This window comes from Pantoea sp. MBD-2R (genome assembly GCF_039134845.1).
Classification (GTDB): domain Bacteria; phylum Pseudomonadota; class Gammaproteobacteria; order Enterobacterales; family Enterobacteriaceae; genus Erwinia.
This window is the reverse complement of record NZ_CP152417.1, coordinates 2,049,916-2,076,523: the sequence shown is the minus strand read 5'-3', so window position 1 is coordinate 2,076,523 and position 26,608 is coordinate 2,049,916. Positions and strand designations below refer to the sequence as shown.

The window sequence follows — 26,608 nt, the reverse complement described above, 5'->3', positions numbered from 1 at the left end:
CTTCCTCTTAAAAGATCAGCCCAAAGCGGGCATAAATGCTGACGCGATCCGGGGCCAACTCACCGGGATAGCTAAGTGGGATGCCAAGCGTGTACTGGCTGTAGAAATGCGTATTCCGTGTTGCGAAACCTACGGCGCTGCCCCACAGCGTGCCGGTGGAACGGCGATTCTGCGGGTCACTCTTCAGCCAGCCGCCATCGACGGCCAGCAGGCTGCTGACCTCACCGATGTCCGGTAGCCTGAACAGCGAATAGTTCAGTTCGTTACGCAGGTAGCCGCCCGCATCACCGGAGAGATACTGTTCTTTGAAACCGCGCACCGAGCTTTCGCCGCCAAGGGTGAGGCGTTCGCTGCCATACAACCGGTCCGGTGACCATTGCCCGTAGACGCTGCTCAGCCACCAGAGCTTTTGGGTGATCGGGCGCTGAAAACTGCCGCTCAGGCTCCATTTACGAAACTGCGCTTTGGGTAAATCACCGGTTTTGCCCGCGTCGCTTTCGGCATCAAACCATGGCATGCCGCGACTCAGTACCGGGTTCAGGGTAGCGACGCCGCCGAGGATTTTTTGCGTATGGTTCAGGCCGAACTGAAGGCTGGTGATCTTGCGGCTGCTGCTTTGCAACAGCGTATGATTGAGGAAGTTGTGACTGGCATAACGGTTAAGGCCAATCTGAACGCCGGTTTTGATCGTGCCATTGCGCAGCAGCACCCAGGAGCCGTTCAGCCGGTGCGCGATGTTGTCGCCGTTGCTCAGCCAGGTAAAGCCGTTATTGATAAAGCTGCTGTGATAATTGCTCCAGCTGTAGCTGTAATCCAGCAGGCCATAGCCGTACGGCATGCTGACGCCAGCCTGAAGGTTCTGTGCATCACGCCACTCGCTGAACGCACTGCTGCGGCCGCCGCTGATAAACCAGCGGTCGGCCAGTCCGAGCAGATTATTACCGGTAACGGCACTGTTAAGCTGACCCACGCCGGTACTCTTCTGTCCGCTGTTATCAAAACCGGCCGAGAGGCTAACGGGAAATTCAGGTTGACTGGTCAGATTAACAATCGAATAGCCTGGCTTTTGCGACGGCACAATTTCAATCTGTACCGGTGAGCTGCGTACCCGATTAATCTGCTCCATTCCCTGCTCTATATCGCGCAGGTTGAGCGTTTTCCCTTCCAGCCCCGGAAAGGTTGTTTCTAACATGCGCGAGTGCACGCCATTGAGGCGTACAGCCTCTAATTTCCCTTCAAGTACGGGAATCGTTAATTCTTCAGAGGATAAATTCTGCTCGCTAAGAAATGCCCGACTGGTAATATAGCCCCGCTGCATATACCAGTCAGAAATTGCATGCACAAGCGCATTAATTTCCGTTAAGTTCAGGCAGCGGTTATTATAATTATCCGTTAATGCTGATTGCTGTCTGACTGATAACAGCGTAGCGTTTTTAATAATAATACGATGAACAGGAAAGCACTGCCCTGACTGTGTGCCAGCCGCTGCTGGCGCGCTGTGCGGTGTGGAAGCATGCCAAAGCGCATTACGCTGCTGCTGGTTCTGCTCCAGCTGCTGTTGTTGCTGAGTCTGAATATAATCGCGGTCGCCCGGGGTTAGCGGTGCAGCAAGTACCTTGCAAAAAAACAAACCAGCAGACAACGCCAGCCACTTTCCTATTTTAATTTTCATCGTTAAAAGTTCAGTGAAACTGATTGTAAGGATTATGTAAGTAAGGGTGCGAAGAATAACACCTTAACTATCGGAAAGTTCCCGAATAAGCTAAAAAACGAATTATTTTTGATAATGCGCGTTATGGGATATTAATCTGCCGACATAAATCAAATCACCTCTCTTTTATCTTTAAAAAATGCGCGATCGCTAAACGAGTAGAATTTAATTCATAAAGGCAGCAGGTGCTGCCTTTATTCAGAAAGCGAGATCGGTAACGTTTTCCGCTATTAAATTTATGTGATGAACGACAGAACCCTGCAATCGCACCGGATCCCGTTAACGCGTGCTGTGACCTTTTTCCTGTAGAAAAGCGCCAGTCAGCGCACAAAATTCTTCCGGGCGCTTTTCGGTAATAAAATGTCCGCAGGCAGGCCCGTGATGGTGTGCCTTACAATTCACTGAAGGCTGTCGTGATGTTGTCACTGCGCAGCCGTCCTCCTAAACCGTTTCGAATCCTGAGACAGATTCATCGGGTTAGCTTTATTTCTGCCTGATGGCGGACGACGGAAATTGCTGCCTGATCTGCTGGCGATATTCTCCCGGCGTTATGCCAGCAAAGCGCCTGAACGCACGCCCCAGCGTCATTGCCGAGTCGTAACCGACGCGCCCGGCAATCTCACTAAGCGTTAAGCTGGGGTGTCGCAGTAAGCAGCGAGTGCGGTACATCCGCCAGTGCGTCAGATAGTCGCCCGGCGTTTCTCCGGTAACCGCTTTAAAATGCACGGCAAACGACGAGCGCGACATCCCCGCCTCTCTGGCAAGCATTTGCAGGCTCCATGGCCTGGCAATGTCCTGATGTATACGTTTAACCACCTCGCAAAGCCGGGCATCCGCCAGCGCCGCAATCCACCCCTGATGCGTTTGCTCACGCAGACAATGCGCCCTGATGGCCTGCACAAACATCACGTCGGCAAGACGGCTGATTACAACGCGCGATCCTAAATGTTGTTCGACGGTTTCAAGTGCCAGCAGTTTTAACGTCGCTTCTAACAGCGGTGAACGCGTTGCATCAGCCGGTATAATAACTACCGAAGGTAACAGTGACAGCAACGGCTCGGCGCCCGCACGGTCAAAAGTAAAGTAACCACAAAGAATATCGGCTGCTTCGCCCTCTCCGCCAAAGCTGAGATTTTTACCGGCACATTCGGCAAAAACATCTTCACACCAGCGCGTCGGGCTGGCGGGGTGATCAACCAGAGAAAACAGCGTGTCAGGCTGCACCAGAAAGCCATCGCCCTGTTGCAGTTTGACCGGCTGTTGCTGCCCCTCAGCAAGTAGCCAGCACTGACCTGAAACTACAAATCCAAAGCGCAGAGAAGCGCTTTTTATAAAGCTAACGCCCCAAGGCGCAAGTGGTAAAAGGCGCGAATAGAGCGCACTTTGCAGGCGCATGGCGGCGAAGACGTCATCAAGAGGATCCATAGCACGCTCGCTTTTTTGGACGATAAGTCACTAAAAATACGTTTTAAGACATTCATAGTCCAGTGAAAACCCCTTAAGGTAATGAAACACTCACTAAATCAATGAGAAGGCACGATGCAAAGCTATCGTCTTGAACGTTTTGGCAGCCTGGAAGGATTAAGGCTGATCGACGAACCGCAACCTGTTTTTGGCCGTAATCAGGTGCTGATTAAAGTCCATGCCTGTAGCCTCAATTATCGCGATCTGGCGATCCTGCACGGCACGGGCACCCTCTCACCTAAAGCCGGTCTCATTCCCTTATCAGACGGCGTAGGTGAAGTCATCGCCACCGGTGAGGCAGTGAGCCTGTTTAACATTGGCGATCGGGTGGCGGGTAGCTTCTTTCCCTACTGGTTTAGTGGTAAGCGAGATGATGCCGCTGCCCGAGGAACCTACGGCACGCAAGCCGATGGCTGGTTAACACAATATAAAGTGGTGGATGAAGAGACGCTGGTAGCAATCCCTGATTATCTGAGCTGGGAGCAGGCCGCGACCCTGCCCTGCGCAGCCGTCACGGCATGGAACAGTCTGCAACAGTCCCGACCAATACAGCCGGGTGAATGCATACTGACACAGGGCACCGGCGGCGTAGCACTGTTCGCCGTGCAATTTGCCAAACTGATGGGCGCGCGGGTTATTGCACTGACCTCCAGCGATGAAAAAGCACAGTTGCTCACCACGCTTGGTGCCGATCACATTATCAACTATCAGCAAAATCCTGAATGGTCGGTTAAGGTGCGCGAGTTAACTCAGGGTAAAGGCGTGGCGCGGGTGGTAGAAATCGGTGGGCCGGGTACGCTGAAGCAGTCTTTGCTTTCGACCGCGGCGGGCGGTGAAATCGCGCTGCTCGGCTTTGTTGCCAGCGGGAGCCAGGCCGTTGATTTTATGACTTTGTTTAAAAGTGGCGCAACTGTCAGGCCGTTCAGCGTGGGCAGTCGTGAAGATTTTATTGCGATGAATGCTGCACTGACCCTAAGCCAGCTTCAACCGGTAGTGGGTAAAGTCTTTGCGTTTGAGCAGGCTGTTGAAGCCTGGCGCTATTTTGACAGCCGACAGCAGACCGGCAAGGTGGTGATTTCCATCAGCTAAGACTGCACGCTCACGCTGTTTAACAGCGTCTGATATATTCAGGTTCCGATCACACAGAGGGGGCATCAGCAGATGCCCGCTTTTACCGATCAAACAGTTCTGCCTGAACCATTCACTTCAGGCAGCATTGATTAAATCAGGAAGTCATTAAGAGACTGGCCATTTTCAAGGGCGGTTTTAATGGGAGAAGGTGTGCGGCCCTGACCCGTCCAGTGCCTGATTTCATTGTTGACGTCAGTATATTTATACTTAGCAGGGCGTGGCGCGCGTGCTTTTTTTGGCATGCCAGATCGCTTTATGCCGTCCAGCAGTTCTGCGGGAGAGATACCGTCTTCCAGCAGCAGTTCGTGATACATGGCCAGTTTTTCAGCTTTTTCACGATGCGCTGCTTCAGCCGCTTGCCGTTCAATATGACGTTCGTCGATTAAAATATTGAGCTTTTCGCGGATCTCTTCCAGCTCCTCTGTAGCCATATTACGCGTCTGCGCACGTAATGAACGGATATTTTTCAGGCTACTCAGGTTAAAATTCATACTTTACTTCCTTAAATCTCAAATCAAATAAGCCAGCGAGCATTCACTGACGAGACAAGGATAACATTTATTGTTTTGATTTATCGCGTTGAACGGATGATTACCCGCATTAACAGAATATGAAACATAAAACTGTTCAATTTAGATACAAACCCTAAAATCAAGGGTGACTAAAAGTCAGGCAAAATTTTCTTCTTATATTTAACGAAATTAAAAAATAATCATTTTTAGGCCAGTGAAATTAGTCCTGTTATCGTGCGCAAAAAAAGGCCCCCACCCAAAAATAGATTGCTTTACCTTGCGTAATATAAATAATAAGGCGTTGATTACATTCTCCTAACATATGGAACCGTCAAATGAGCAATCAAGATGACCTGTTGCAGGGTAAAAATGTAAAAAGATGGCTTATTTCAATCCTGACGCCAACCGCTATTTTAACGGGTATAGCAATCCTGTTTACCTGGGTCTTTCTGTACCGCTTAGGCCGTCAGGACATTTTTTTACAGGTTGTCAGCTTTAAAGATATCTTCTCTTTTATTGCGTTTTCTTCTGTTTTAAGCATCTTTCTTTTTTGCCTGGTTTTCTTTACCCCCTCGATAATTTCAGCACTGATTTTACAGGGAAGTCCCCGTAACCATAGCGATTACCAAAAGATCAAGAGTAACTATGTCAGGATCCTCTTATGGGGCTCATTTCTTGCGGTAATTCTTTTTTTTGCGTTTTGTTATTTTTATCCTGCTAATAAAAAACCGGGTGCTGCATGGCCTGTAGGTTTATTTTTCCTGGCAAATAGTGTGATATGTATTCTGTTAAACCTGTGGTTTAATCGTCATATAGCCCATAAACGCTCCCGCTACCTGTCCGGGTGGGACTGGTGGGAATTCGTTTTAACGATTCATTTTTTTAAGCCAACGATGATCGGTGTGGCATCCTGGCTGTTCGTTTTCCCAATGGGATTGCTGATCAAAACGTTGAAATTCCCTGACGGTACGGGAAACTTAAAAGAAGCGTTACTGTTATTTGGCCTGACCTATTTTATTGTGATAATCACCCTGGTACCTTTGCTCGTCTTCATAGGTTTAAAAAGCCATATATTCAAAAGACTGGCCATATTTAGCTGTGCAGCATTGATGGCGTTAGCGCTGGTATCAAGTCTGCTCCCCGTTATCCCGGCAATGATAATTAATTTATCCATGAAATTATCAGGCGTGATGGATTTGACGGTTTACCGTTATGCGGTTCCGGCAGATAAATATCCCGCAGAAATGTTTTCAGGCAAGAACTGGTCGCTGACAGAAAGTAAAGATACGAAATTTCATATCGTTGAAGGCGTTAACCTTTTTTCAATGGGAACCGTCAGCCTGATTTGCCCGAAAACGCTCCCTGCCGTTTTAACTGAAAGTATGAGTTATCGATTAGGTGACAAAGATTTTGATGAAAATCTTCGTGATAAGCTTCAGCAGGCAACCCGAAGATGCAATATCGTCGATAAAGAGACGTTATTAAAATGGCAGGAATAAGGCATTTTCACCGCTGAAGCGATCTCATTAAAAAGGACGGCAGTGTTGCCACGCCGTCCTTTATCTGTTGCCAGGCCGTTTAGGGAGGCGTTAATCGCCCTTTCCGGCTTACTGCTTCACATGACACCAGTTACGCAATTCATTGATGCCGCCATTCGGTGAAGTGAAGCCCGCGCAGCCCAATATGCTGTCGAACAGCTTCTCGTGGAAAACCGGCGTTTTGTCTTTAGCCAGCATTTTCAGCTGAGCAAAGGCCGCAGCATGATCGGGATGCGCAAGGAATTTATCTGAAGCCCAAACCATAATCGGCACCGATCGCTGTGCCATCGGTGCCACGTTACGCGGCGTGCCGTGGAAGTGCATATTTTTTGAAATCGATTCGCCGTGATCGGAAGCATAAAAAACGATGGCGTTACGATTGCGCAGCTGATTAAACACCTGTTCCAGCACGTGGTCAGTGTAGAGCAGGCTGTTGTCGTAGGAGTTTACCATCTGCTGCGTCGAGCAGTTATCATCAATGCCCATGCATTCCGGCTGATAGCGGGCAAAAGCACGCGGATAGCGCTCGGTATAAAGATAATGCGACCCTTTGGTATGCAGGATCACCAGATGTTTGCCCTGCGGATGACGATCAAGGGAATCCTTCAGCTCGCTGACCAGCGCCATATCATCAATCGGTTTGCCAACGTTGCGTTTCTCCGACTGAATGGTCTCACGCAGCGCATAATCATCGGCCAGCGCCTTGTTATAGAACCAGGCTTCACTTTGCATCGCAAACAGCTCGGAAGAAAAGCCCTGCTTTTTCAGCACGGAGAAAACGTTCATCTCTTTTAGCGTACGTTCTGGCGCTTCAGAAGCTCCGCCTTCCCTGACGAACATACAGCGCAGCGAGAGCTTGGTTGAGGTGTCGCAGGAATAGCCCTGTAACGCCGCCAGGTTGGGTTCTTTGTCCAGGTTTGGCGTATTGTCACGCGCATAACCATAAACGCCCATATGATCGCGACGCGCGCTTTCGCCGATAACAAATACGACGTAGAGATCGTTAACGTCTTTTGGCGGCGTGTAGGTGAAATGCGCTGCGGGATCGAAAAGTTTACGGCTGTCTTCCGCCTGGCTCCAGCTGCTATAGGCCAGAAGCCCCATACCAGACAGCCAGTTAGACGGCGAGTAGGTGCCTGCCACGACGCCGCCATAGCTCGCCATCATGCGATTATGCTGGCGGTCCAGGCTGTCCTGATGCTTACCCATCACCTTTAGCGGCAGCCAGCAGCATAAGCCAGCCGCGACCATCACGCCCGCCCGACGCAGCATTGCGCCGCCGTTACGACGATGCAACACCGCCTCCGGTAGCGGAGCCAGCCACAGTATCAGCAGCGGCAACAGGCTGACTAACACCAGCCACAGGCCAAAATTCCAGCCTATCGACTCTTTTGACAGATCCATGCTGTCGGTGGTCATCACTGCCGCGATGATGCCGTAACCGATATCCACATTGAAAAAGATCATGTAATAACTGGCGGCGACCGAGCCAACTACCAGCAGTGAGAGTAAAATACGGAACAGCAGGCGGCCCGCCAGCGACGCCAGCAGGGTGGTAAACAGCACCAGGGCAAAAGCCGCGACGATTTCAATGCCGGTAGAAAGCAGAGCGTCGTAGCGCAGCTGATGGAAACGCCGAAGAAAAATGGGCAGGTTTAATAAAATACCAATGTAGAAAGCGAGCAGGCAGCAGACCCGTTGCTGAGTCAAAAAAAGCAGTTTTTTCATCTGTTACGTCATATTTTTTGCAGTGGGTTTCATGGCAGAACGGCCTTAGCACGAGGAGTTTATAGTTATTGCCACAGCGTGAATGGGTTAGGACAGTGTAAAGGTGCGTGAGTTTGGTTTAGCGACTGAAAAACAGATCGTTATAATGTAACAAAAAGTGTGATGACAGCCGTACAGGATCACCGCAAAGTCAATTTATCGCTGGTATCAGGCCCGTACGGCTGCTGCTTAGCTGAAATGTTGTTCCGCCGCCGCAAGGTATTTTGCCATTTCGTCTTCAGGCACCATTCCGCCACCCGTAGCCCAAACCAGGTGCGTTGCCCGGCTGAACCGTTGCGCATTCATTCCCTGTTCCGCCTGGGCATCCGCGGCCTGCTGCATCCGCCAGGGACCCGGCAGCCCGGCAAGTGCCGACGGCTCCAGCCTCAGATTTTCTTCCTGCGCCAGCAGGCCCAGCAGTTCAAACAGCTGCTCGTCGCTGACCGTAAAGAAAGCACACAGCAGCCGTTCCATTGCGCGCCCGACAAAACCTGAAGCGCGTCCAACCGCAAGGCCATCCGCAACCGTCTGGTTGTCGATGCCCAGATCGCCAACCGCGACAGCATCATGCAGACCCGTGTGGACGCCCAGCAGCATACAGGGCGCGTGCGTCGGCTCGGCAAAGACGCAGTGCACATGGTCGCCAAAAGCCAGCTTCAGACCAAAAGCCACCCCGCCCGGCCCGCCGCCCACGCCACACGGCAAATAGACGAAAAGCGGATGTTCAGCATCAACCGTCACTGCCATGGCCTGAAGCTGTTGCCTGACGCGCTCGCCCGCAACGGCATAGCCGAGGAAAAGCGTGCGGGAGTTTTCATCATCAATAAAGAAACAGTGGGGATCGCTGGCCGCCTCACGTCGCCCCTGCTCCACCGCGACGCTGTAATCGTCCTGATATTCAATGACCTGTACGCCATGCTCGCGCAATTTCCGCTTTTTCCATTCCCGTGCATCTGCCGACATATGAACGCAACAGCGGAAGCCCAGCCGGGCACTGACAATGCCAATCGACAGCCCGAGATTGCCGGTTGACCCTACGGCAATGCAATACTGCGAGAAAAACTGGCGGAACTCATCGGAGAAAAGACGGCCATAATCATCCGTTTCGTGCAGCAAACCGGCCTGAATAGCCAGGCTTTCCGCATGCGTTAACACCTCATAAATACCGCCACGCGCTTTGATGGAACCGGAAATCGGCAGATGGCTGTCTTTTTTCAGCAGCAGCCGGCCCGTTACCTGCGTACTGAAGCGACTGTTCAGGGTTTGTTGCAGGCGAGGTAGCGCCACGATTTCAGATTCAATAACGCCCTGCGCGGCCGCCGTGTCCGGAAAGGCTTTTATCAGCCAGGGCGCAAAGCGTTGCAGCCGCTGTGCGGCGTCATCAACCTGAGCGGCCGTCAGCCCGACGTGGCGTAATCCTTCCTCGCTGGTGGTTGCTCGCGGGTTAACCCAGGTGACAGGTTCCAGTGCGGAGAGTTTCTTCAGTAAGGGGAACTGCTGTAAAAACGATTGTGTGCTGGCATCCATAATGGCTCCTCGTCATATTGCAGGAAGAGCATGAACAGCCAGCCCAACCCGCTTCCCGTACGGCAAAATATGATCGCATTCAAACTTTTGATAAATAACATCAATGTTTCAGATATGCATTTTATCTGCATAACTATGGAAAAACAGCCCCTCTTTGTCCTCTCCTGTAACCCGGTGCTTAATTATTTATTCGTCTGGCGCTAAACAAATCACCTCTCACCATAAAATTCACATTAATTTAATGAATTTCCAACATTCATTTGGTGATAGATTGTGCGTCGTGCAAGTCATATGCACCTCACTCTCCGCGATTTTGCAGCATTTATCACTAATTCAGAAAAGGTTTGTTATGGATAAGCTCTCTTACGCTTCTGAAAGCAGCACATCGGCCTGGTCTACTTATTTACAGCAAATCGACCGCGTTGCCCCTTATCTGGGCGACCTGTCCCGCTGGATCGATACGCTTCGCCACCCCAAGCGCGCACTGATTGTTGATATCCCTTTGCAGATGGACGACGGCACGATTCGCCATTTCGAAGGTTTCCGCGTGCAGCACAACCTTTCGCGCGGGCCGGGTAAAGGCGGTATCCGTTACCATCCTGATGTCGATTTGAATGAAGTGATGGCGCTATCTGCGTGGATGACGATTAAGTGTGCCGCGGTGAACTTGCCGTATGGCGGCGCGAAAGGCGGCATTCGCGTCGACCCCTTTGCGCTTTCCGATGGTGAACTGGAACGCCTGACGCGCCGCTATACCAGTGAGATCGGCCTGATTATCGGCCCGCAAAAAGATATTCCGGCACCGGATGTTGGCACCAACGCCAAAGTGATGGCGTGGATGATGGATACCTATTCCATGAATCACGGCACCACCATCACCGGCGTCGTAACCGGCAAGCCGATTCATCTGGGCGGATCGCTGGGACGTGAAAAAGCGACCGGGCGTGGCGTGTTTATTACCGGCCGGGAAGTGGCGCGTCGTTCAGGGATTGAGATTGAAGGCGCGCAGATTGCGGTGCAGGGCTTTGGTAACGTAGGTAGCGAAGCGGCTCGCCTGTTCGTGGAAGCTGGCGCGCGGGTCGTGGTTATTCAGGACCATACGGCAACGCTGTTTAATCCCGCGGGGATCGATTTAAATGCGCTGACCGAATGGCAGGCCAGCCACAAAAAAATCGCCGGCTTCCAGGGCGCGCAGGAGATTGCCAGCGAGGCATTCTGGGATGTGCAGATGGATATCCTGATCCCTGCCGCGCTGGAAGGACAAATTACCGCGGCGCGGGCGGAAAGGCTTAACTGCAAGCTGGTGCTGGAAGGGGCCAACGGCCCAACTTATCCCGATGCCGACGACATGCTGACTTCACGCGGCATTACCGTTGTTCCGGATGTGATCTGCAACGCGGGCGGCGTCACTGTCAGTTATTTTGAGTGGGTGCAGGATATGGCAAGCTTCTTCTGGAGCGAAAGCGAAATCAATGCGCGCATGGACAAGATCATGACCGAAGCGATGATCCACGTCTGGGACAAAGCCCGTGAGAAAAGCTGTAGCCTGCGCACCGCGGCCTATATCGTGGCCTGCGAGCGCATTCTGATGGCGCGTAAGGATCGCGGTATTTATCCGGGCTAAGAGTGCCACGGCCAACATACCGGATTTAATAAGGTGCGGAATCTGCTTTTCGCACCTTATTGATTCCCGGACCTAAGGGCCGTTACGGGTAAAAACGCCCCTGCGTACAGGCGCGGTTTTTTCATCTTGTAAGGCCGAATGCTGCCATCTGGAGCGCAAATAATCGACTGCCTGCTGCGTCTGCGGCTGGCGCAGAAAGGCTTCGCGGAACAAAATCGTACCCGATATTTCCGGCAGCGCCTCATTCAGATCCAGCTCTCTTTGCAGCTCCGCTACGCCGCCACCCACTATCCAGTCAGGCTCCATTTTAGAAGGCTGTCCGACTTTATAGAGCGCCACGCCGATGTAGAGTTTAGTGTGGCTGGGTCTGACCACATCTGCCCACCATTTTGCCAGCGTGTCGTAACGGGCTGCCTGTCGGGCGAAGGGCCAGTAAATTTGCGGTGCAATATAATCAAGCAACCCTTCGTGGACCCACAGACGCGTGTCGGCAAAAGCCTGATCGTACGCAGCAGCGCCGCGTGTATCTGAGCCTTGCGGATCGTCACCCCGGTTGCGCCACACGCCCGCCGGGCTGATGCCAAATTCTACCTCCGGCCGCAGCGATTTGATGGTCCGGCTGATATCCTTCACCAACAGCAGCGTGTTGTTGCGTCGCCAGCTGGCTTTATCGGCAAATCCCTGGCCATATTGTCGCCAGCTTGTCCGATCGTCCAGCCGCGAGGTTGGGGTTTCATAATAAAAGTAATCATCAAACTGAATGCCATCAACCGCGTAACGAGTGACCAGTTCCGCCACCACGCTGGCTATCCATTCGCGCACTTCGGGCACGCCCGGATCGAGGACAAAGCGATGACTTGCGGTACGCACCCAGTCTGGATGTAAGGCGAAAACGCTGGCTGGCGAACCGCTGAGCGTCCGCCTGAGCGCCGCCACGGTGCTTGCCGAGGTATCCATTGAAACACGATAGGGATTGAGCCAGGCGTGAACTTTCATCCCGCGCCTGTGCGCTTCGGTCAGCATAAATTGCAGCGGATCGTAGCCGGGATCTTTTCCATTTTCGCCGGTCAGCACGTCAGACCAGGGCAGGATGTTGGAGTGGTAGAGCGCGCTTGCATCCGGCTTGACCTGAAAAAAGATCGTATTCACCCCGACAGACGCCAGGTTATCGAGCTTATCGATCAGCGCGTTTTGCTGTGCACGGATTCGTTCTGCATCGTCAGTCATGTTGACCGTATTGAGCGGCGGCCAGTCGAGATGCTGCACGGTCGCCAGCCAGACGCCGCGCATCGGCCGATCGATAACGGGCGCAGGCGCGGGGCGTGGCTGCGGCGTAACCACGGGCACCACCGGTTTTTTTTCCAGCGGTGGATGCCCACAGGCCGTGAGGATAAAGCCGCAAACAATCATCGCGATGGCCTGCCAGCGCCGTGTAGCTGGAAAAAACATAGAAATCCCTTTACGCATTCTGAGCCGGGAAGCTCCGCATTATTTTGAGGACAAAACTTTATCATATCCCGGCTCCGGATGCCCTTCCCGACCCGCCCGCTTATTCGTAGTTGACCCAGACGGCCCCTTGGTCAGCCGAACGCACACAGTTTTCAACCCAGCGCACGCCTTCAATGCCCGCATCAATATCGGGATAGATCATGTCGGCCAGCGCGGCTTCCTCTCCCCGCTGCTTCGCATCGATGGCCAGCGCAAATTTCAGGTAAATATTTGACCAGGCCTCGGTCAGGCCTTCCGTATGCAAAGCGCCAAGGCGATCGTCGGCCAGCGCCGTTTCATCAAGATAAGGCATGCCATGATGGAGCAGCTGATTGGGTTGATTTTGTCTTTCATGCCGCAGTTCATTAGGCTGTGAATCGCGCCATTCCAGGCTCGCTTTTGAGCCGATAATCCGAATAAACTGGCTGTCCATCGATCCGGCGTTAACCGAAGAGGTCCACATCCGGCCTACGGCTCCGCCGTGATAGTGCATTAACACCATCGCGTTGTCCTCCAGCGGTGCACGGGAAGGAATAAAGCTTTGGCGATCGCAAAGCAGCGATTTCAGCTGAAGCTGCGGTAAAACCAGCTGCGAAATATAAAAGGTATGGGTGGAGAGATCGCCCAGCACAAAGCTCGGGCCTGCAATTTTCGGGTCCACCCGCCATTTTTGCGCCTCGGAAAATTTATCCGCGCTGTCGTTAGCGCTGAAGCCGTGCGTGTACTGCATTTCCACCATGCGGACATCGCCAATATCACCCTGCGCAATCATCTTGCGCATCTGTAGCAGCATCTGATGCCCGGAATAGCCGTAGGTCACGCCGACAATCAACCCTTTTTCTGCGGCAAGCTGCTTGATTTCGCGTGCCTGCTGGCTGGTAAAAAACAGCGGTTTCTCACAGATAACATGTAATCCTGCATTCAGCGCCGCTTTGGAAATTTCATAATGCGTTCCGTTCGGCGTGGCGATGGTGACGACTTCAATACCGTCGCTGCGGCTGGCTTCATCAGCAAACATCTGCGCCCAGCTGTCGTAACAGCGGCCGGCCTCAACGCCAATATTCACGCCAAATTCACGGCCGCGCCGGGCGTCAATATCAAACGCGCCGGCCACCAGTTCGAACGCGGTGTTATCCCGCAATGCGCCGCTACGATGCTTGTAACCCACCTGGCTCAGACGACCGCCGCCGACCATTGCCCAGCGCAGCGGGCGGGAAATCTGTTTCTCTCCGTTTAGCATAATGACCTCACTGAATATCAAATAAATGATGTTTATCTATCAAAATACCGCACAATTTATGATTTAGACTTTCATAATCACTCTCAGAATAATTCCACTTTTAGTCAAATGTGAAACGTTATAATTCATGGAGAAGATCACAATCTGAAGATTTACTCTCAGAGAATAACGCAGTATTCAGGGCGAAATGGCGTTTTCAAAGATAAGACAAACACGGCTGCTTCAGAGAAAGCGTGCAGCTTTAGCCCAGGGAAATTAACTATCAAAATCTATCAAAAACCCTATAGAAACCATCAATTCATGACCCACTTCAAAGAATTAATATTCCAATAAAACAATAAATGGAATTTATATTCCTTCTGCCATAGTCTCGGTTCATCCTGATGCTTACCCTCGCTCCACCGTGAAACCTCAGTCTCAACGGCATCACCCGACTTATGTTATCGCTGTCCGCGCCGTGGCCGCGTTGGCAACAGGTTCAACGGCGCGTCAAATCTAAAGGAGTCACTATGTATTCAATCGCTAATGCGCCCTGTAGCTGGGGCGTGGATGACCCGAAAAATCCTTTTCTGCCGCCGTGGGAAACCGTGCTGGCCGAAGCGCGTGAAGCCGGTTATCACAGTATTGAGCTTGGCCCGTGGGGTTATCTGCCATCCGATGCGACGACGCTGGCTCGGGCGCTGGATCATCATGGTCTGTCGCTGGTGGCCGGAACCCTGTTTGACGATCTGGTATCAGAAAGCCACTTTGGCACGATGGTTGAGCTGACCCATGCGATTTGTGCCAATTTGCAAAAAGTGCCGATCGCCCAGGCAGATGGCCCAAAAACGCCGCCCTGGCTGGTGATAATTGATTTTGGCGATGCAGAACGCGCGCGCTGTGCCGGACAGTCTGCCCGCGCAAAGCGCCTGCCTGAAGCTGACTGGCAGCGCATGGTTAAACACATTAGCGAACTGAGCCGCATTGCCTGGCGCGAATATGGCGTGCGTCCGGTGATCCATCCTCATGCCGGCGGCTTTATTGAGTTCGGTGATGAGATCGATCGCATTGCGCAGGCGATCCCCGCCGCAACCGCCGGGCTTTGTCTGGATACCGGCCACCTCTATTACGCCGGTTTGGACCCGGTGCAATGGCTACGCAAATATGCCGACCGCATCGATTACCTGCACTTCAAGGATGTGAACAAGACGGTTTATGAAGCGGCAATTGCCGGACAACAGGACTTTTTCAGCGCCTGTGCGGCGGGCGTGATGTGTCCGTTAGGGACGGGTGACGTCGATTATCCGGGGGTAAAAGCGCTGCTGGAGGAACTGAACTGGCGCGGCTGGATCACCATTGAACAGGAAAGAGATCCCCGGGATGTCGCGGGCAGCCTGCACGATGTCACCGCCAGCCTGCATTATCTGCGCAGCGTGGGGTTTTAAACATAAGCGACTGGATGCCTTAACGGGCGAGCAAATCGCCCGTTAAGGCTACAATTACGCGGTAAGGGCTGAACGGTGAAGAAGCGACAACCAGACCAGAACTTTTCAGCGGTCAGAAAACGAAAATCAGCCTAAAAGTTCTCAACGGTAAGAATGTCGAACGGCAAATAGCGCTGCTGATTACCGCGCGCTTCGTGAACGAAATCGTCCGCAATGGCGGCGATTATCTCTGCTGCAAGCGCCGGCATTCTGTGCCAGATAAAGACGTCTACCACTTCTTCCAGCAGCGCCTTTTGCGCGTGGGCAATCGGCCCGTGACAGACAACCGTCAGCGTTCTGCTCTGCTGTTTTTTAGCCGCCAGCAGTGCGCGAACCACGCCGTCCACGCCTCCGCTCGGCACGTACAGCGCCACTAAATCACTGTTTTCCTCGAGCATCGTGCGCGTTGCCTGCTCTGCCATCCCATCGTCTTCATAGCTGCGCAGCGGCTCCAGAATATCGAACTCTGCGGCTTTTTCGCGAAACCAGGAACGGAAGCCGATCTCCGCCATCTCCTGGCACAGAAAACGGTGATCGCCCAACAAAATGCCGATTTTACCCGGCCGTTTGCACAAGCGGGAGATCATCCAGGCTGCCGTACGTCCGGCTTTGCGGTTATCCAGCCCCATATAACCTGCGCAGCCGCTCGCGGTCAGTTCACTGAACAGGGTGTAGACGCGTACGCCTTTCTCCTGCACATGGTTGATCGCCTGATTCACCACGGGATTGTCCGTTGCGACGATGCCGATCACATCGACACGGCCCGCCAGCTCAACGATCGCGTCGGCAATTTGCTGGCTGGCATTGATACTTAGCCAGACGAAGTGCGGATTAGCGGCAATGTGCGCTGAACGCTCAGCATGGAAGCGCAGCTGCTCGCTGAACTGACGGTAAAATTCCGCGCCGCTGTCCAGCAAAATAAAACCCAGCCGACAAGGCACGGCAGAGGATGTCATCCCTTTTCCGGCGCTAAAACCTAACCTGCGGGCGGCATCCATTACCCGCTGCTGCGTGGCGGGTTTAACCGGCGCACGGCGGTTAATCACCCGGTCTACCGTCGCGACGCCCACCCCGGCTTCCCGGGCAACGTCGTTCATTGTCGGATGTGAAGCCATCCTCGCTCCCTTTTATGCCTGCCACACGACGAACCGCAAAATGCGTACACCGCCCGACAAATCTACTGGTTTTGTGCCGTTTCCGCCGCTTCGTACTGCGTTTTAAAGGCGTCGTTCTCTTCGGTCAGGCGAATGGCCGCTTCGATCATTTCATTTTGCATCAGCGAAGTCGAACCCTCACTGGTGCGCCAGTGGATGTAAAGCACGCAAAGCGCTGCAACCTGCAGCATATCGTTTTCACGGCTGGTGCCATCAAAACCATATTCTTCGGCTGACCAGCGATACACGTCGGCGACAAAAGGCATCTCGCCATTCTCATCCAGCGGTGGCAACGTATCGAACAGCGCCAGCATTTCCGGCGTGGCCTGGTAGCTTTGACGCCCTACCGCATCCAGCTGCTTGCCGCGCGCTCGCGCATTGTTCGCCTGTTTAGCTTTAAGTTTGGCGCGCTTGTTGCGCTTGCCCTGTTTGGTGCTCACCCGCATCTCCTGCCTGAAAAAAAGAGCGCAATCATAGCAGAAATCAGAGTGATATGGCGGCGCAAGCCGCTATAACTTGCCCAGGAACAGCGAAACCAGCCCGGCTGCGATCAGCGGCCCCACCGGCACGCCACGAAACAGCGATACGCCAACGATCGTGCCAATCAACAATCCGCCGACAATGGTTGGCTGCGAGCTCATTAAGGTCACGCCGCGTCCTCCCACCCACGAGACAAAAATACCGATGGCGATGGCCAGCAGCGATTTCCAGTGTAAAAACGAGTGGAGCAGCGTGCTGGTGGGAATGGCACCGCTGGCGATGGGTGCCATAACGCCGATAGTCAGAATCACAATACCGACGGTAACGCCCTGTTTTTCAACCCAGGGAAAAAGGCTGTTAAGCGGCGTCATGCGGATGACGATCAACACTAAAAGCGCGATCGCCACGGTCAGGTTGTGGCTGAAATAACTCAGGGCTGCCAGGCACAATAAGATCAGCAGCGTCATATCGAACATAGTCTCTTTCCTGAAAAAATGGCCGGTTTGGGGACTTACACCATAAAACGCTTTGCTGTCCGGCGGGTATTTTTTTTAACGTTTCAGAAACAACTGCTCAGATAATCGCCTCAATGGCCGTCTGCAAACTCACTTCCGGGCCGGTCAGCACGGCCAGGGTGCTGTTGATATATTTTTCAGCCCGCGCCATTGAGGATTGAGCCAGCACGATGCAGCCCAGCGAGCATTCCGGCCGCTGCTTAATATAGTCGGCTATTTGGCGATAATAGCCTTCTTCATCGCCGCTGTTAAAAAACGCCCATGCGCGCGGGATCAGCTCAACCGCCAGCCGCTCGCCAGGGATAAACGCGGCAAAGATACGCTGTGTCGCCTCAAGGGTGGAATGCGCTGTGCAGAGCACCAGAATTGAACCATGATAACGCGAGGCCGCTTTTGCCAGCGTCGCATCGACGCGAAACACCGGCTTGCTAAACTGACTGGCGTCACACGCACTGGCCCCCAGCGTGGTGCAGGTGACAATCACCGCGTCCGCATGTTGACACATCTCTTCAATTGCCTGACGGGTAGCATCAGCAATGTCAGGCGTCAGCGCGTTGCTGGCCAGCGCCTGTTCAAAAAGCCGATCCTCAACGCGATGCAGCAGCTGGATATCATCATATTCCAGCACCTGTAACGCCTGCTCATAAATGTCGATATTACTGCGGGCCGCGTGCAAACAGGCTATGGTCGCCATGTTACCCCCTCCATGATGAGTGAAGACTCACTGTGACAAATTACGCTGCGCTTGCCAAACACCCTGTGCATTAATTGCAAAGGTTTCAGTCGCTATGCACTTTTATTGTGCAATGCATCCTGTTGATGCAGCCACGCAGTGAAACGATTGTTTCAGAACTCCGTATTTACCGGCCTGAACGGCTGAAAACATCTGGTACAAAAATTGCTTAATTTTGCTGATATCTTGAAAGGAGAAGCGGATGAAAGCAATTGTGATTGGTGCCGGTATCGGCGGCATGTGTACCGCCATTGCGCTGCAACGGTTCGGTATTGAAACGGCGGTATTTGAGGCGGTACAGGAAATTAAACCGGTTGGTGCCGCTATTTCCATCTGGCCGAACGGCGTCAAGTGCCTCAATTTTTTGGGCATGAAGGAACCGCTGCGCGCGCTGGGCGGCCCAATGCAGACGATGGCCTATAACGATTTTCGTGACGGCACGACGCTGACGCAGTTCAGCCTCGATCCGCTGGTACAGGATGCGGGTGAACGCCCTTACCCGGTTGCCAGGGCCGAGCTTCAGGCGATGTTACTGGAGACGTATGGCCGCGAACAGGTGCAGTTTGGCAAACGTGTAGCCCGCGTGGAGCAGGATGAACATGGCGTAACGGCTTTTTTCGCCGACGGTACTCAGGCCAGCGGCGACTTACTGATTGCCTGCGACGGCACCCATTCCGTGGTGCGCCCTTATGTACTGGGTCATAAAGTGGAGCGTCGCTATGCCGGATACGTTAACTGGAACGGCCTGGTAACCATCGATGAGGCCATTGCCCCCGCCACGCAGTGGACCACCTTTGTCGGTGAAGGCAAACGCGTTTCCCTGATGCCGGTCGCCCGTAACCGCTTCTATTTCTTTTTTGATGTGCCGCTGCCTGCGGGACTGGCGGAGGATCGGGCGACCCTGCGCGACGATCTGAAACGCTATTTCAGCGGCTGGGCGGCGCCCGTGCAAAAGCTGATCGATTTGATTGAGCCAGAAACCACTAACCGGATTGAAATCCACGATATCGATCCCTTCCCTCAGCTGGTAAGAGGCCGCGTGGCGCTGCTGGGTGACGCTGCGCACAGCACTACGCCCGATATTGGTCAGGGCGGCTGCGCCGCAATGGAAGATGCGGTGGTGCTGGCTAACAGCCTGCAAAGCAACTCGCTAGGCATTGAAGATGCGCTGCTGCGCTATCAGCACAAGCGTGCCGATCGGGTTAAAGATCTGGTGCTGAAAGCGCGTAAGCGTTGTGACGTGACGCACGGCAAAGAGATGGCGATCACCGAGCAGTGGTATGAAGAACTGAAGAGCGAAACCGGCGAACGCATTATTCACGGCATGTGCGACACCATCCAGGGCGGCCCGCTGGCGTAGGCGGTTTCAGGTTGCGGAAAGCCCGTTTTTGCTTATGCGTAAACGGGCTTTAGTTCGGTTATGTATATTGAAATACTCGGCCTCAATATCTGATTCAGGAATACAATGCTCGGTTAAATCCTGAAAACTTCCGGGCCTTTTTCAAGGAGAGTGCTCAGCACACGGAGAGCTGCACCATTCGGTTTTTTCTCCCCTCTTTCCCATTTTGAAACAGTCATAACAGACATATTCACGTACTCAGCCAGCATGGCCTGGCTGAGATTAAAGCGGCCACGCAGCGCGCGAATCGCCTCACCATTCATCTCGATAATGGCTGGCAGCTGAGCGCGCAGTTCGCGCAGTCTCACCCGCGCATCAATGTAGTTTACTGTGTCTTCAGAAATGCCGCCTTGAGGGACCATTTCATGCGCCATTTCTTGCAAATCTTTTAGATGATCAACCATCGCATTTTACCTCTCGCATCGTTTTCGCTTTCACTTGAGCGTCAATCTGCGCTTGTGTCATACCAAACAAATCAGCGGCAAGTTTTTTATAGGCTTTAAGAGCATCATCCGGAATCTCTTTGCCATAACTGCTGGTGCCTGACTTCGCATAACCGTTCATAAAGAACAGGCAATTTCCTGCCTTAAACGCAACAACCGTACGTGCCCCACCGCTTTTACCCGTATTAGGAAGCGGGATGCGTTTCTTAAATACACCGCCACCTAAGCTCGCCTCATACACCCCGTTTATGACTTCCTGTGCGGCCGTGCACAGTATGGTGTCATCAATGCCGTCACCTTTAGTGTTCTTGTCGAACACCTTCAAAACATAAATCTCCATACTTATTATTTCCCTATAATAAGAGCATGTATCCTTACCCTCAATCCTAATAACTATAGTACTTAGGTATATATTTAATGGCAATAAATTGTGCCGAGGTTATGCTTTCAGCGCCGCCAGCGCCAGCCGCGCTGTTTTTGCCAGCACATCCTGGCGTGAACGCGCGTCTTTGCCTTGTTGGGTAAAGTAAATGGCCATTAGCAAAGGTGTAGCGTCCGGCCGCCAGAGGATAGCAACGTCATTGGTGGTGCCATAGTCGCCGCTGCCGGTTTTATCACCCACTATCCAGCCCGCGGGAACGGCAGCGGTGATGGCTTTCTTGCCGGTGGTGTTGCCCTTCAGCCAGCTGGCCAGTATTTCCTGCGACGAAGGCGCTAAGCCCGATCCGAGCAGCAGCGTGTTGAGGTTGCCCAGCATCGCCAGCGGCGACGTAGTATCACGCAGATCGCCGGGCACCGCCGTATTCAGCGCAGGCTCGTTTCTGTCCAGGCGCGTGACGTTATCACCCAAACCACGGGCAAAATCGGTGATCCCCGCCGGGCCGCCCAGCGTTTTCAGCAGCAGGTTGCCAGCCAGATTATCGCTGTACTGCAAGGCGGCAAGGCACAACGCCTCAAGGGTCATGCCCTCGTCCTGATGCTTTTCCGTCACCGGCATATAAGCGAGATGTTCGGCTGGCGTCCAGTGCATCCTTTGCAGCAGCAAATCAGGCTGCTGCTCGCTACGGCGTAAAACTGCCGCCGCGGCCAGCAGTTTAAAAGTACTGCACAGAGGAAAGCGTTCATCGCCTCTGTAGGTGAGCTTTTCGCCGGTGTGGGTATCCAGCAGCGCCAGGCCGATTCGGCCGTTCACCTCCCGTTCCAGACTGGCTAATTGCTGAGATAACGAGTCAGCCTCAGCCCGCGCTAAAAGCGGGCTAAGGCCGACAAGCAATGGCATTGCGGCGGCGGCGATCAGCAGTTTGCGGCGTTGATATGAAGGATTCATGCGTCTTTCAGCCCCCGGTTGATCAACATCGCTTCGATCTCGGGATCCCTGCCGCGCCAGTCTGAATAGCATTTTTTCAGGTCTTCGCTATTGCCGCGTGAAAGGATTTTTTCGCGGAAGATCTGCCCGTTTTCGCGGCTTAACCCTCCCTGTTCACGGAACCACTCGAAGCCGTCATCCGCCAGCATCTGTGTCCACAGATAGGCGTAGTAACCGGCAGCGTAGCCACCGCCCCAGATATGCTGGAAGTAGCTGGAGCGATAGCGCGGTGGTACAGCGTCAAGATCCAGCTTCTCCTGCCGCAATGCGTCGGCCTCAAAACTGCCCACGTCCGTGACTTTCTCACCGCTTTGCAGGCTGTGCCAGTGCATATCCAGCAGCGCGGCAGCCAGCAGTTCGGTCATGTCGTAACCCTTGTTGAATTTGCTGGCCTGATTGATTTTCTCATGCAGCTCAGCGGGCATTGGTTCGCCGGTCTGGTAGTGTCGGGCATAGTTTTTGAACACCTGCGGATCGCTGGCCCAGTGCTCGTTACACTGCGAAGGGAACTCAACAAAATCCCTTGGCGTGGCCGTGCCGGACAGGCTCGGATAGCGCTGTTCGGCAAACAGGCCGTGCAGCGTGTGGCCGAATTCGTGGAACAGGGTGATAACATCGTCCCAGGAGATCAGCGCGGGCTGGCCTGCCGCAGGCTTGCTGTAGTTGCAAACGTTGTAGATGACCGGACGCGTGCCCAGCAGCGTGGACTGATCGACGAAGTTGCTCATCCAGGCGCCGCCGCCTTTGTTGTCCCGCTTAAAGAAATCGGTATAAAACAGCGCCATCGCTTCGCCATTACTGTCGCTGATTTCATAAACACGGACGTCAGGATGGTAAACCGGAATATCAGTACGGGGCGCAAAGGTAATGCCAAACAGCTGTGTTGCAGCCCAGAAAACGCCATTTTCCAGTACGTTATTCAGTTCAAAATAGGGTTTGACCTGGCTTTCATCAAGATCGTATTTGGCGCGTCGCACCTGCTCGGCGTAAAACAGCCAGTCTGACGCCGCGAGTTTAAACGGTGCTGGCTGGCTGTCGATCACTCCCTGAATATCGGCCGCTTCACGCGTGGCTCTGGCCGTCGCGGCCGGTACGATTTCCCGCATAAATTCCAGCGCGGCCTGCGGCGTTTTCGCCATCTGATCTTCCATGCTCCAGGCTGCAAAGCTGGTAAAGCCCAGCAGTGCCGCTTTTTCCGCCCGCAGCGCCGCCAGCTGTAATACCAGCGAACGCGTATCGTTTTCGTCGCCTTTTTCAGCACGGTTCCATGCAGCGCTAAAAAGAGCGGCCCGCGTGTCACGGTTGCTGAGGCTTTGCAGATCCGGCTGCTGCGTGGTGTTTTGCAAGGCCAGCAGCCAGCTGTGGGTCAGGCCTTTTTCTGCTGCGGCTTCCGCCGCCGCGCTGATTTCCGCGCCGGAGAGTCCCGCGAGCTGCGCGATATCGTTGACCACCACGCCGCCCGCTTTGGTTGCGGCCAGGAGGCGATTGGTAAACTGTACGCCCAGCGTCGCCGCCTGCTGGTTAAGGGCTTTTAAGCGTACTTTTTTCTCTTCTGTCAGGCTGGCACCCGCCAGCTGAAAGGCCTGCCAGGTGACCTCCACCAGCCGCAGCGATTCGGCATCCAGCGAAAGCGTTGCACGCTGCTGATAAACGCTGTCCAGCCGGGCAAACAGCTGGCTGTTTAGCTTGATGTCATCATCCAGCGCCGCCAGCTTTGGCGACATCTCTTCATCAAGCTGTTGCAGTCCAGGGGTGGTATTGGCGGAGGTCATGGCACCGAAGACGTTTTCGACGCGCTTCAGCATTTGCCCACTCAGTTCGAGCGCCTGATAAGTGTTAGCAAAGGTGGGGGCATCAGGATGGCTGGCAATCGCCTCCACTTCTTCGCGCTTCTGACGCATGCCCTCTTCGAGGGCGGGACGGTAGTCGCTCTCTAAAATTTTATCGAAAGGCGGCGCCTGAAAAGGCAGCGTGCCTGGCTGGCTGAATGGATTCGATTGCATGGTTATCTCCTTGTCTTCGCAAGACTTCAGCATAGGCCGATAATCCTCCCAAGCCAATCGGTTAACGCTGCCCGGCTTTTATAAACAGTGCTAACAGCGTCTGAATTTGCTGGTCGATGGCAACCAGCTCTTTTTTGACAATTAAATGCAGCGGCGTGGCGCGTCTTATTCCATGCGCGAGAGGTAAAATTTTTATCGTTTCATTCGCTAACTGTTGGGCAATGCGCTCTTCAGGCAGCCAGCCATAGCCCACCTGCCAGGTAATGGCTTCAATTGCTGCGTCAATCGTGGAGAATGTCCAGCATTGAGCCGCTCCCGTTTCATCGATACCCGCTTTGGCTTCGCGTCCAACGATGCGGATGAGCGGCCAGGATGCCAGATCGTCTTCATTTAGCGGCTGCGGCTGGTGATGCAGCGGATGATCGGCATGCGCCACCGCCACAAAATCAATGTTCATCAGCCACTCGCCGCGCCCACTCATATCCTGCCTCCGGCTCAGTACCATCACATCCGCTTCCGTCAACAGCGGCTCGCTTTCCAGCACTTCGGTCAGGTTGACCTGAGTATGAGGATATTGCTGCTGAAACTCGCGTAATACGGCAAACAGGCGGCTGCGGGGAAAAATATTATCGACCACCAGCTCCAGCCTGGTGCGGGTACCCTCGCGAAGCGAGGCCGCAGAACTTTCCAGATAATAAAAAGATTTTAAAAGAGGGCGAACCTGAGTGAGCAGCACCTCACCGGCGGGCGTTAACACGGTTCTTCTGCCCTCGGTCTGCAACAGTGCCACACCCAGCTTCTCCTGTAGCGAAGCCAGGTTGTAACTCACGGAGGACTGGCTGCGCCAGGTGGCTTCCGCAGCTTTGGCGAAGCTGCCAAGCTCGACTACCTTATCTAAGAGGCTCCATTGTTCCAGCGTTGATTTGTGCATACTCATCCAAAATTTCGATAGGTTTGATTTAAAAATAGCATTATTCATCGAAAATTCAGAATGATAATCTAAAGCCATTCAATGAAGGAGAATAAATCATGAGCAAATTCGATAAACAGGATCTTAGTGGTTTCGTTGGTAAACACCTGGTTTATACCTACGATAACGGCTGGAATTATGAAATTTACGTGAAAAATGAACAGACGCTGGACTACCGTATTCACAGCGGGCTGGTCGGCAACCGTTGGGTAAAAGATCAGCGTGCTTATATCGTCCGCGTCGGTCAGGAGACCTACAAAATCTCCTGGACTGAGCCTACCGGTACTGACGTCAGCCTGATTGCAAACCTCGGTGACAACCTGTTCCACGGCACGATTTTCTTCCCACGTTGGGTAATGAACAATCCGGAGAAAACCGTCTGTTTCCAGAATGAGCACATCGCCGAGATGGAACGCTATCGCGAAGCTGGCCCGGCTTATCCTACCGAAGTGATTGATGAGTTCGCTACCATCACTTTTGTTCGCGATTGTGGCCCTGACGATGACAGCGTCATAAACTGTGCGGCGAGCGAGCTGCCAGCCAACTTCCCGGACAATCTGCGTTAATCAGCGAAAAGGGAGCGCGCTTTTGCTCTCCCCCTGCCACTACTCTGTCAGTAATCTCAGGGAGGCGTTCCAGCGCCTCCTTTTAGCCAACAAGAGGATCGTAAATGGACTTATCCACCCAGGTTTTTATCAGCAGTGATAAGCACGATGGTTTTGGCGTCAGCTCCACGCTGATCATGGGGGAGAAAGAAGCCCTGTTGGTTGATGCGCAATTTACCCTGGCGAATGCACACCGGCTGGTGGCTGATATTATTGAAAGCGGACGGGAGCTGAAAAGGATTTTTATTACCCATCTGCACCCGGATCATTTTCTGGGGCTGGAGGTGATCAAACAGGTTTTTCCTGATGCTGACGTTATTTCCTGTAAAACCGTCGCCAGTGATGTTAACGACGCTTTCGATTTTAAAATCGATTACTGGGGGCGGGAAGTTTTGCAGAAAAATGGGGCAAAAACAAAATTTGCAGTCAGGCCAGTCGAAGAGGACACGCTTTATCTCGAAGGTCATGAGATCAAAATCCTCGGCCAGATGAGCGGTGACTGCATAACGATTGCTCCGTTGTGGATCCCTTCTCTTAAAACCCTTATCGCGTCCGATCTGGTCTTTAATAACGCCCATGTCTGGATAGCGGATATGCGCACGCCGGAACGTATCGCACAATGGATGCGAAGCCTGGATATCATTGAAGCATTGCGACCTGAAGCCGTTGTGCCTGGCCATTCAAGCCTTCCGGGCAATTTCAGCCCCTCCGCCATCGGTTTTACCCGCAGATATATCCAGGACTTTCTTAACGTGTTGCAGCGTGTCGGCACCAGCGAGGCGTTAATCGCTGAAATGGAACGGATCTATCCCGATCTGCCGGTAAAAATTTGCCTGGAATACAGTGCGAAAATCATTAAGGATAAGTACAGCTGGCCGGGCGACTGGCCGGTGTCATTAAGAAATATGACCGCCACGCTACAGGAAAAAGGCTGAACCTTGCCAGGAAAGTGAAATGAAACCCGATCTTGAATACAGTTTTTCAGTGAAAGTGAACGTAGGGAAACCTGAGATTGTCTCGAACAGCAGCGAGTACGGGAAGCGACAGCTGATCCCTGTCCTTTCCGGAACGGTGAGCGGAAAACTGAACGGAGAAGTAATGGCTGGCGGCGTTGACAGCCAGATTGTGATGCCCGACGGTCTGTGTAAGCTCTCGGCCCGTTACGCGCTAAAAACTGACCATGGCCCTGTTTATATAGAAAATAACGGGGTTCGTCGCGTGCCGGAAGCGTTCCGCTCCCGACTGTTCGATGAGGATATGCGTTTTTTCAGCAGTATCCCTACCGAAGAACTTTATTTTCGCACCGTGCCGTCATTTGAAATCTACGATCCGGCTTTAGCATGGTTAACGGAATCGGTCTTCGTCAGTACCGGCCAGCGTACGCCCGACGGCGTGACCATCGACTTTTACCGTCTCACCTGAATAATATTTCTGAGCGGCTCCCGCCCCCGCCGTGCGGGCCGCTCAGGCAGCAA

At 53.2% G+C, this 26,608-nt stretch carries 24 protein-coding genes; 8 read left to right on the top strand and 16 right to left on the bottom strand.

Features of this window, described 5'->3' with window-relative positions; all coding sequences use genetic code 11:
• Positions 1–7: 7 nt before the first annotated feature.
• Positions 8–1,672, bottom strand: coding sequence for a ShlB/FhaC/HecB family hemolysin secretion/activation protein (locus AAGQ96_RS09715; RefSeq protein ID WP_342755384.1), 1,665 nt, complete (start codon positions 1,670–1,672; stop codon positions 8–10).
• Positions 1,673–2,194: 522 nt separating this feature from the next.
• Positions 2,195–3,136 (bottom strand): AraC family transcriptional regulator, encoded by a 942-nt coding sequence (locus AAGQ96_RS09710; RefSeq protein ID WP_342755383.1) that lies wholly within the window; start codon positions 3,134–3,136, stop codon positions 2,195–2,197.
• Between the two features lie 114 nt (positions 3,137–3,250).
• Between AAGQ96_RS09710 and AAGQ96_RS09705 the strand changes: the two genes are divergently transcribed.
• Positions 3,251–4,264 (top strand): NAD(P)-dependent alcohol dehydrogenase, encoded by a 1,014-nt coding sequence (locus tag AAGQ96_RS09705; protein ID WP_342755382.1) that lies wholly within the window; start codon positions 3,251–3,253, stop codon positions 4,262–4,264.
• Positions 4,265–4,395: 131 nt separating this feature from the next.
• Here AAGQ96_RS09705 and AAGQ96_RS09700 read toward each other — a convergent pair whose 3' ends face one another.
• Positions 4,396–4,797, bottom strand: a complete 402-nt coding sequence (locus AAGQ96_RS09700; protein WP_147197557.1) for an H-NS family nucleoid-associated regulatory protein — start codon at positions 4,795–4,797, stop codon at positions 4,396–4,398.
• Positions 4,798–5,153: 356 nt separating this feature from the next.
• Here AAGQ96_RS09700 and AAGQ96_RS09695 point away from each other — a divergent pair, with 356 nt between their 5' ends.
• Positions 5,154–6,317, top strand: coding sequence for a hypothetical protein (locus AAGQ96_RS09695; RefSeq protein ID WP_342755380.1), 1,164 nt, complete (start codon positions 5,154–5,156; stop codon positions 6,315–6,317).
• Positions 6,318–6,425: 108 nt separating this feature from the next.
• On the opposite strand, the gene eptB is transcribed toward AAGQ96_RS09695, so the two are convergent.
• Positions 6,426–8,084: a kdo(2)-lipid A phosphoethanolamine 7''-transferase gene (gene eptB, locus AAGQ96_RS09690; protein ID WP_342755379.1), complete on the bottom strand. Its 1,659-nt coding sequence runs from the start codon at positions 8,082–8,084 to the stop codon at positions 6,426–6,428.
• A 228-nt stretch (positions 8,085–8,312) separates the two neighbouring features.
• Positions 8,313–9,650, bottom strand: a complete 1,338-nt coding sequence (locus AAGQ96_RS09685; protein WP_342755377.1) for a D-serine ammonia-lyase — start codon at positions 9,648–9,650, stop codon at positions 8,313–8,315.
• 349 nt (positions 9,651–9,999) lie between these two features.
• Here AAGQ96_RS09685 and AAGQ96_RS09680 point away from each other — a divergent pair, with 349 nt between their 5' ends.
• Positions 10,000–11,274 (top strand): Glu/Leu/Phe/Val dehydrogenase, encoded by a 1,275-nt coding sequence (locus AAGQ96_RS09680; protein ID WP_147197549.1) that lies wholly within the window; start codon positions 10,000–10,002, stop codon positions 11,272–11,274.
• 72 nt (positions 11,275–11,346) lie between these two features.
• On the opposite strand, the gene AAGQ96_RS09675 is transcribed toward AAGQ96_RS09680, so the two are convergent.
• A complete protein-coding gene (locus AAGQ96_RS09675; RefSeq protein ID WP_342755376.1) occupies positions 11,347–12,723 on the bottom strand; it encodes a glycoside hydrolase family 10 protein in 1,377 nt (458 codons plus the stop codon).
• A gap of 100 nt (positions 12,724–12,823) precedes the next feature.
• Positions 12,824–14,002 carry a Gfo/Idh/MocA family oxidoreductase gene (locus AAGQ96_RS09670; protein WP_342755375.1) on the bottom strand — a complete coding sequence of 393 codons (1,179 nt, stop codon included), beginning with the start codon at positions 14,000–14,002 and terminating at the stop codon, positions 12,824–12,826.
• Between the two features lie 509 nt (positions 14,003–14,511).
• Between AAGQ96_RS09670 and AAGQ96_RS09665 the strand changes: the two genes are divergently transcribed.
• On the top strand, positions 14,512–15,426 hold the full coding sequence (locus tag AAGQ96_RS09665) for a TIM barrel protein (RefSeq protein ID WP_342755374.1): 915 nt from the start codon (positions 14,512–14,514) through the stop codon (positions 15,424–15,426).
• 131 nt (positions 15,427–15,557) lie between these two features.
• Here the strand turns inward: AAGQ96_RS09665 and AAGQ96_RS09660 are convergent, their stop codons facing one another.
• The 4 genes from AAGQ96_RS09660 to AAGQ96_RS09645 form a co-directional block, all read right to left on the bottom strand.
• Positions 15,558–16,580 carry a LacI family DNA-binding transcriptional regulator gene (locus AAGQ96_RS09660; protein WP_342755373.1) on the bottom strand — a complete coding sequence of 341 codons (1,023 nt, stop codon included), beginning with the start codon at positions 16,578–16,580 and terminating at the stop codon, positions 15,558–15,560.
• A 62-nt stretch (positions 16,581–16,642) separates the two neighbouring features.
• Complete coding sequence (locus AAGQ96_RS09655; protein WP_342755372.1) at positions 16,643–17,059, bottom strand: hypothetical protein; 417 nt, start codon at positions 17,057–17,059, stop codon at positions 16,643–16,645.
• A gap of 69 nt (positions 17,060–17,128) precedes the next feature.
• Entirely contained in the window at positions 17,129–17,575 is a 447-nt protein-coding gene (locus AAGQ96_RS09650) for a DUF441 domain-containing protein (protein ID WP_147197539.1), read from the bottom strand.
• Between the two features lie 97 nt (positions 17,576–17,672).
• The gene (locus tag AAGQ96_RS09645; protein WP_147197536.1) at positions 17,673–18,308 is read right to left on the bottom strand and encodes an aspartate/glutamate racemase family protein; all 636 of its coding nucleotides are present in this window, start codon (positions 18,306–18,308) and stop codon (positions 17,673–17,675) included.
• 241 nt (positions 18,309–18,549) lie between these two features.
• Here AAGQ96_RS09645 and hpxO point away from each other — a divergent pair, with 241 nt between their 5' ends.
• The gene (hpxO, locus tag AAGQ96_RS09640) at positions 18,550–19,707 is read left to right on the top strand and encodes an FAD-dependent urate hydroxylase HpxO (RefSeq protein ID WP_147197534.1); all 1,158 of its coding nucleotides are present in this window, start codon (positions 18,550–18,552) and stop codon (positions 19,705–19,707) included.
• A 113-nt stretch (positions 19,708–19,820) separates the two neighbouring features.
• On the opposite strand, the gene AAGQ96_RS09635 is transcribed toward hpxO, so the two are convergent.
• The 5 genes from AAGQ96_RS09635 to AAGQ96_RS09615 form a co-directional block, all read right to left on the bottom strand.
• Positions 19,821–20,150 (bottom strand): helix-turn-helix domain-containing protein, encoded by a 330-nt coding sequence (locus tag AAGQ96_RS09635; protein WP_342755370.1) that lies wholly within the window; start codon positions 20,148–20,150, stop codon positions 19,821–19,823.
• Positions 20,143–20,529, bottom strand: coding sequence for a type II toxin-antitoxin system RelE/ParE family toxin (locus tag AAGQ96_RS09630; protein ID WP_147197530.1), 387 nt, complete (start codon positions 20,527–20,529; stop codon positions 20,143–20,145). Before AAGQ96_RS09630 ends, AAGQ96_RS09635 begins: the two co-directional genes overlap by 8 nt.
• A 99-nt stretch (positions 20,530–20,628) precedes the next feature.
• Positions 20,629–21,516 carry a class A beta-lactamase gene (gene bla / locus AAGQ96_RS09625; RefSeq protein ID WP_342755369.1) on the bottom strand — a complete coding sequence of 296 codons (888 nt, stop codon included), beginning with the start codon at positions 21,514–21,516 and terminating at the stop codon, positions 20,629–20,631.
• The gene (gene dcp / locus AAGQ96_RS09620; RefSeq protein WP_342755367.1) at positions 21,513–23,558 is read right to left on the bottom strand and encodes a peptidyl-dipeptidase Dcp; all 2,046 of its coding nucleotides are present in this window, start codon (positions 23,556–23,558) and stop codon (positions 21,513–21,515) included. Before dcp ends, bla begins: the two co-directional genes overlap by 4 nt.
• A 61-nt stretch (positions 23,559–23,619) precedes the next feature.
• The gene (locus AAGQ96_RS09615) at positions 23,620–24,489 is read right to left on the bottom strand and encodes a LysR family transcriptional regulator (RefSeq protein ID WP_342755543.1); all 870 of its coding nucleotides are present in this window, start codon (positions 24,487–24,489) and stop codon (positions 23,620–23,622) included.
• 98 nt (positions 24,490–24,587) lie between these two features.
• Here AAGQ96_RS09615 and AAGQ96_RS09610 point away from each other — a divergent pair, with 98 nt between their 5' ends.
• The 3 genes from AAGQ96_RS09610 to AAGQ96_RS09600 all read left to right on the top strand — a co-directional run bounded on the left by AAGQ96_RS09610 (position 24,588) and on the right by AAGQ96_RS09600 (position 26,555).
• On the top strand, positions 24,588–25,094 hold the full coding sequence (locus AAGQ96_RS09610; RefSeq protein ID WP_147197524.1) for a phenolic acid decarboxylase: 507 nt from the start codon (positions 24,588–24,590) through the stop codon (positions 25,092–25,094).
• Positions 25,095–25,198: 104 nt separating this feature from the next.
• A complete protein-coding gene (locus tag AAGQ96_RS09605; protein WP_342755366.1) occupies positions 25,199–26,068 on the top strand; it encodes an MBL fold metallo-hydrolase in 870 nt (289 codons plus the stop codon).
• Between the two features lie 19 nt (positions 26,069–26,087).
• Complete coding sequence (locus tag AAGQ96_RS09600) at positions 26,088–26,555, top strand: DUF3237 domain-containing protein (RefSeq protein WP_147197520.1); 468 nt, start codon at positions 26,088–26,090, stop codon at positions 26,553–26,555.
• Positions 26,556–26,608 lie beyond the last annotated feature (53 nt).

Coding starts and splice junctions, on each gene's coding strand:
- AAGQ96_RS09715 (WP_342755384.1), bottom strand. CDS start 1,672: ATGAAAATTAAAATAGGAAAGTGGCTGGCGTTGTCTGCTGGTTTGTTT.
- AAGQ96_RS09710 (WP_342755383.1), bottom strand. CDS start 3,136: ATGGATCCTCTTGATGACGTCTTCGCCGCCATGCGCCTGCAAAGTGCG.
- AAGQ96_RS09705 (WP_342755382.1), top strand. CDS start 3,251: ATGCAAAGCTATCGTCTTGAACGTTTTGGCAGCCTGGAAGGATTAAGG.
- AAGQ96_RS09700 (WP_147197557.1), bottom strand. CDS start 4,797: ATGAATTTTAACCTGAGTAGCCTGAAAAATATCCGTTCATTACGTGCG.
- AAGQ96_RS09695 (WP_342755380.1), top strand. CDS start 5,154: ATGAGCAATCAAGATGACCTGTTGCAGGGTAAAAATGTAAAAAGATGG.
- eptB (WP_342755379.1), bottom strand. CDS start 8,084: ATGAAAAAACTGCTTTTTTTGACTCAGCAACGGGTCTGCTGCCTGCTC.
- AAGQ96_RS09685 (WP_342755377.1), bottom strand. CDS start 9,650: ATGGATGCCAGCACACAATCGTTTTTACAGCAGTTCCCCTTACTGAAG.
- AAGQ96_RS09680 (WP_147197549.1), top strand. CDS start 10,000: ATGGATAAGCTCTCTTACGCTTCTGAAAGCAGCACATCGGCCTGGTCT.
- AAGQ96_RS09675 (WP_342755376.1), bottom strand. CDS start 12,723: ATGTTTTTTCCAGCTACACGGCGCTGGCAGGCCATCGCGATGATTGTT.
- AAGQ96_RS09670 (WP_342755375.1), bottom strand. CDS start 14,002: ATGCTAAACGGAGAGAAACAGATTTCCCGCCCGCTGCGCTGGGCAATG.
- AAGQ96_RS09665 (WP_342755374.1), top strand. CDS start 14,512: ATGTATTCAATCGCTAATGCGCCCTGTAGCTGGGGCGTGGATGACCCG.
- AAGQ96_RS09660 (WP_342755373.1), bottom strand. CDS start 16,580: ATGGCTTCACATCCGACAATGAACGACGTTGCCCGGGAAGCCGGGGTG.
- AAGQ96_RS09650 (WP_147197539.1), bottom strand. CDS start 17,575: ATGTTCGATATGACGCTGCTGATCTTATTGTGCCTGGCAGCCCTGAGT.
- AAGQ96_RS09645 (WP_147197536.1), bottom strand. CDS start 18,308: ATGGCGACCATAGCCTGTTTGCACGCGGCCCGCAGTAATATCGACATT.
- hpxO (WP_147197534.1), top strand. CDS start 18,550: ATGAAAGCAATTGTGATTGGTGCCGGTATCGGCGGCATGTGTACCGCC.
- AAGQ96_RS09635 (WP_342755370.1), bottom strand. CDS start 20,150: ATGGTTGATCATCTAAAAGATTTGCAAGAAATGGCGCATGAAATGGTC.
- AAGQ96_RS09630 (WP_147197530.1), bottom strand. CDS start 20,529: ATGGAGATTTATGTTTTGAAGGTGTTCGACAAGAACACTAAAGGTGAC.
- bla (WP_342755369.1), bottom strand. CDS start 21,516: ATGAATCCTTCATATCAACGCCGCAAACTGCTGATCGCCGCCGCCGCA.
- dcp (WP_342755367.1), bottom strand. CDS start 23,558: ATGCAATCGAATCCATTCAGCCAGCCAGGCACGCTGCCTTTTCAGGCG.
- AAGQ96_RS09615 (WP_342755543.1), bottom strand. CDS start 24,489: ATGCACAAATCAACGCTGGAACAATGGAGCCTCTTAGATAAGGTAGTC.
- AAGQ96_RS09610 (WP_147197524.1), top strand. CDS start 24,588: ATGAGCAAATTCGATAAACAGGATCTTAGTGGTTTCGTTGGTAAACAC.
- AAGQ96_RS09605 (WP_342755366.1), top strand. CDS start 25,199: ATGGACTTATCCACCCAGGTTTTTATCAGCAGTGATAAGCACGATGGT.
- AAGQ96_RS09600 (WP_147197520.1), top strand. CDS start 26,088: ATGAAACCCGATCTTGAATACAGTTTTTCAGTGAAAGTGAACGTAGGG.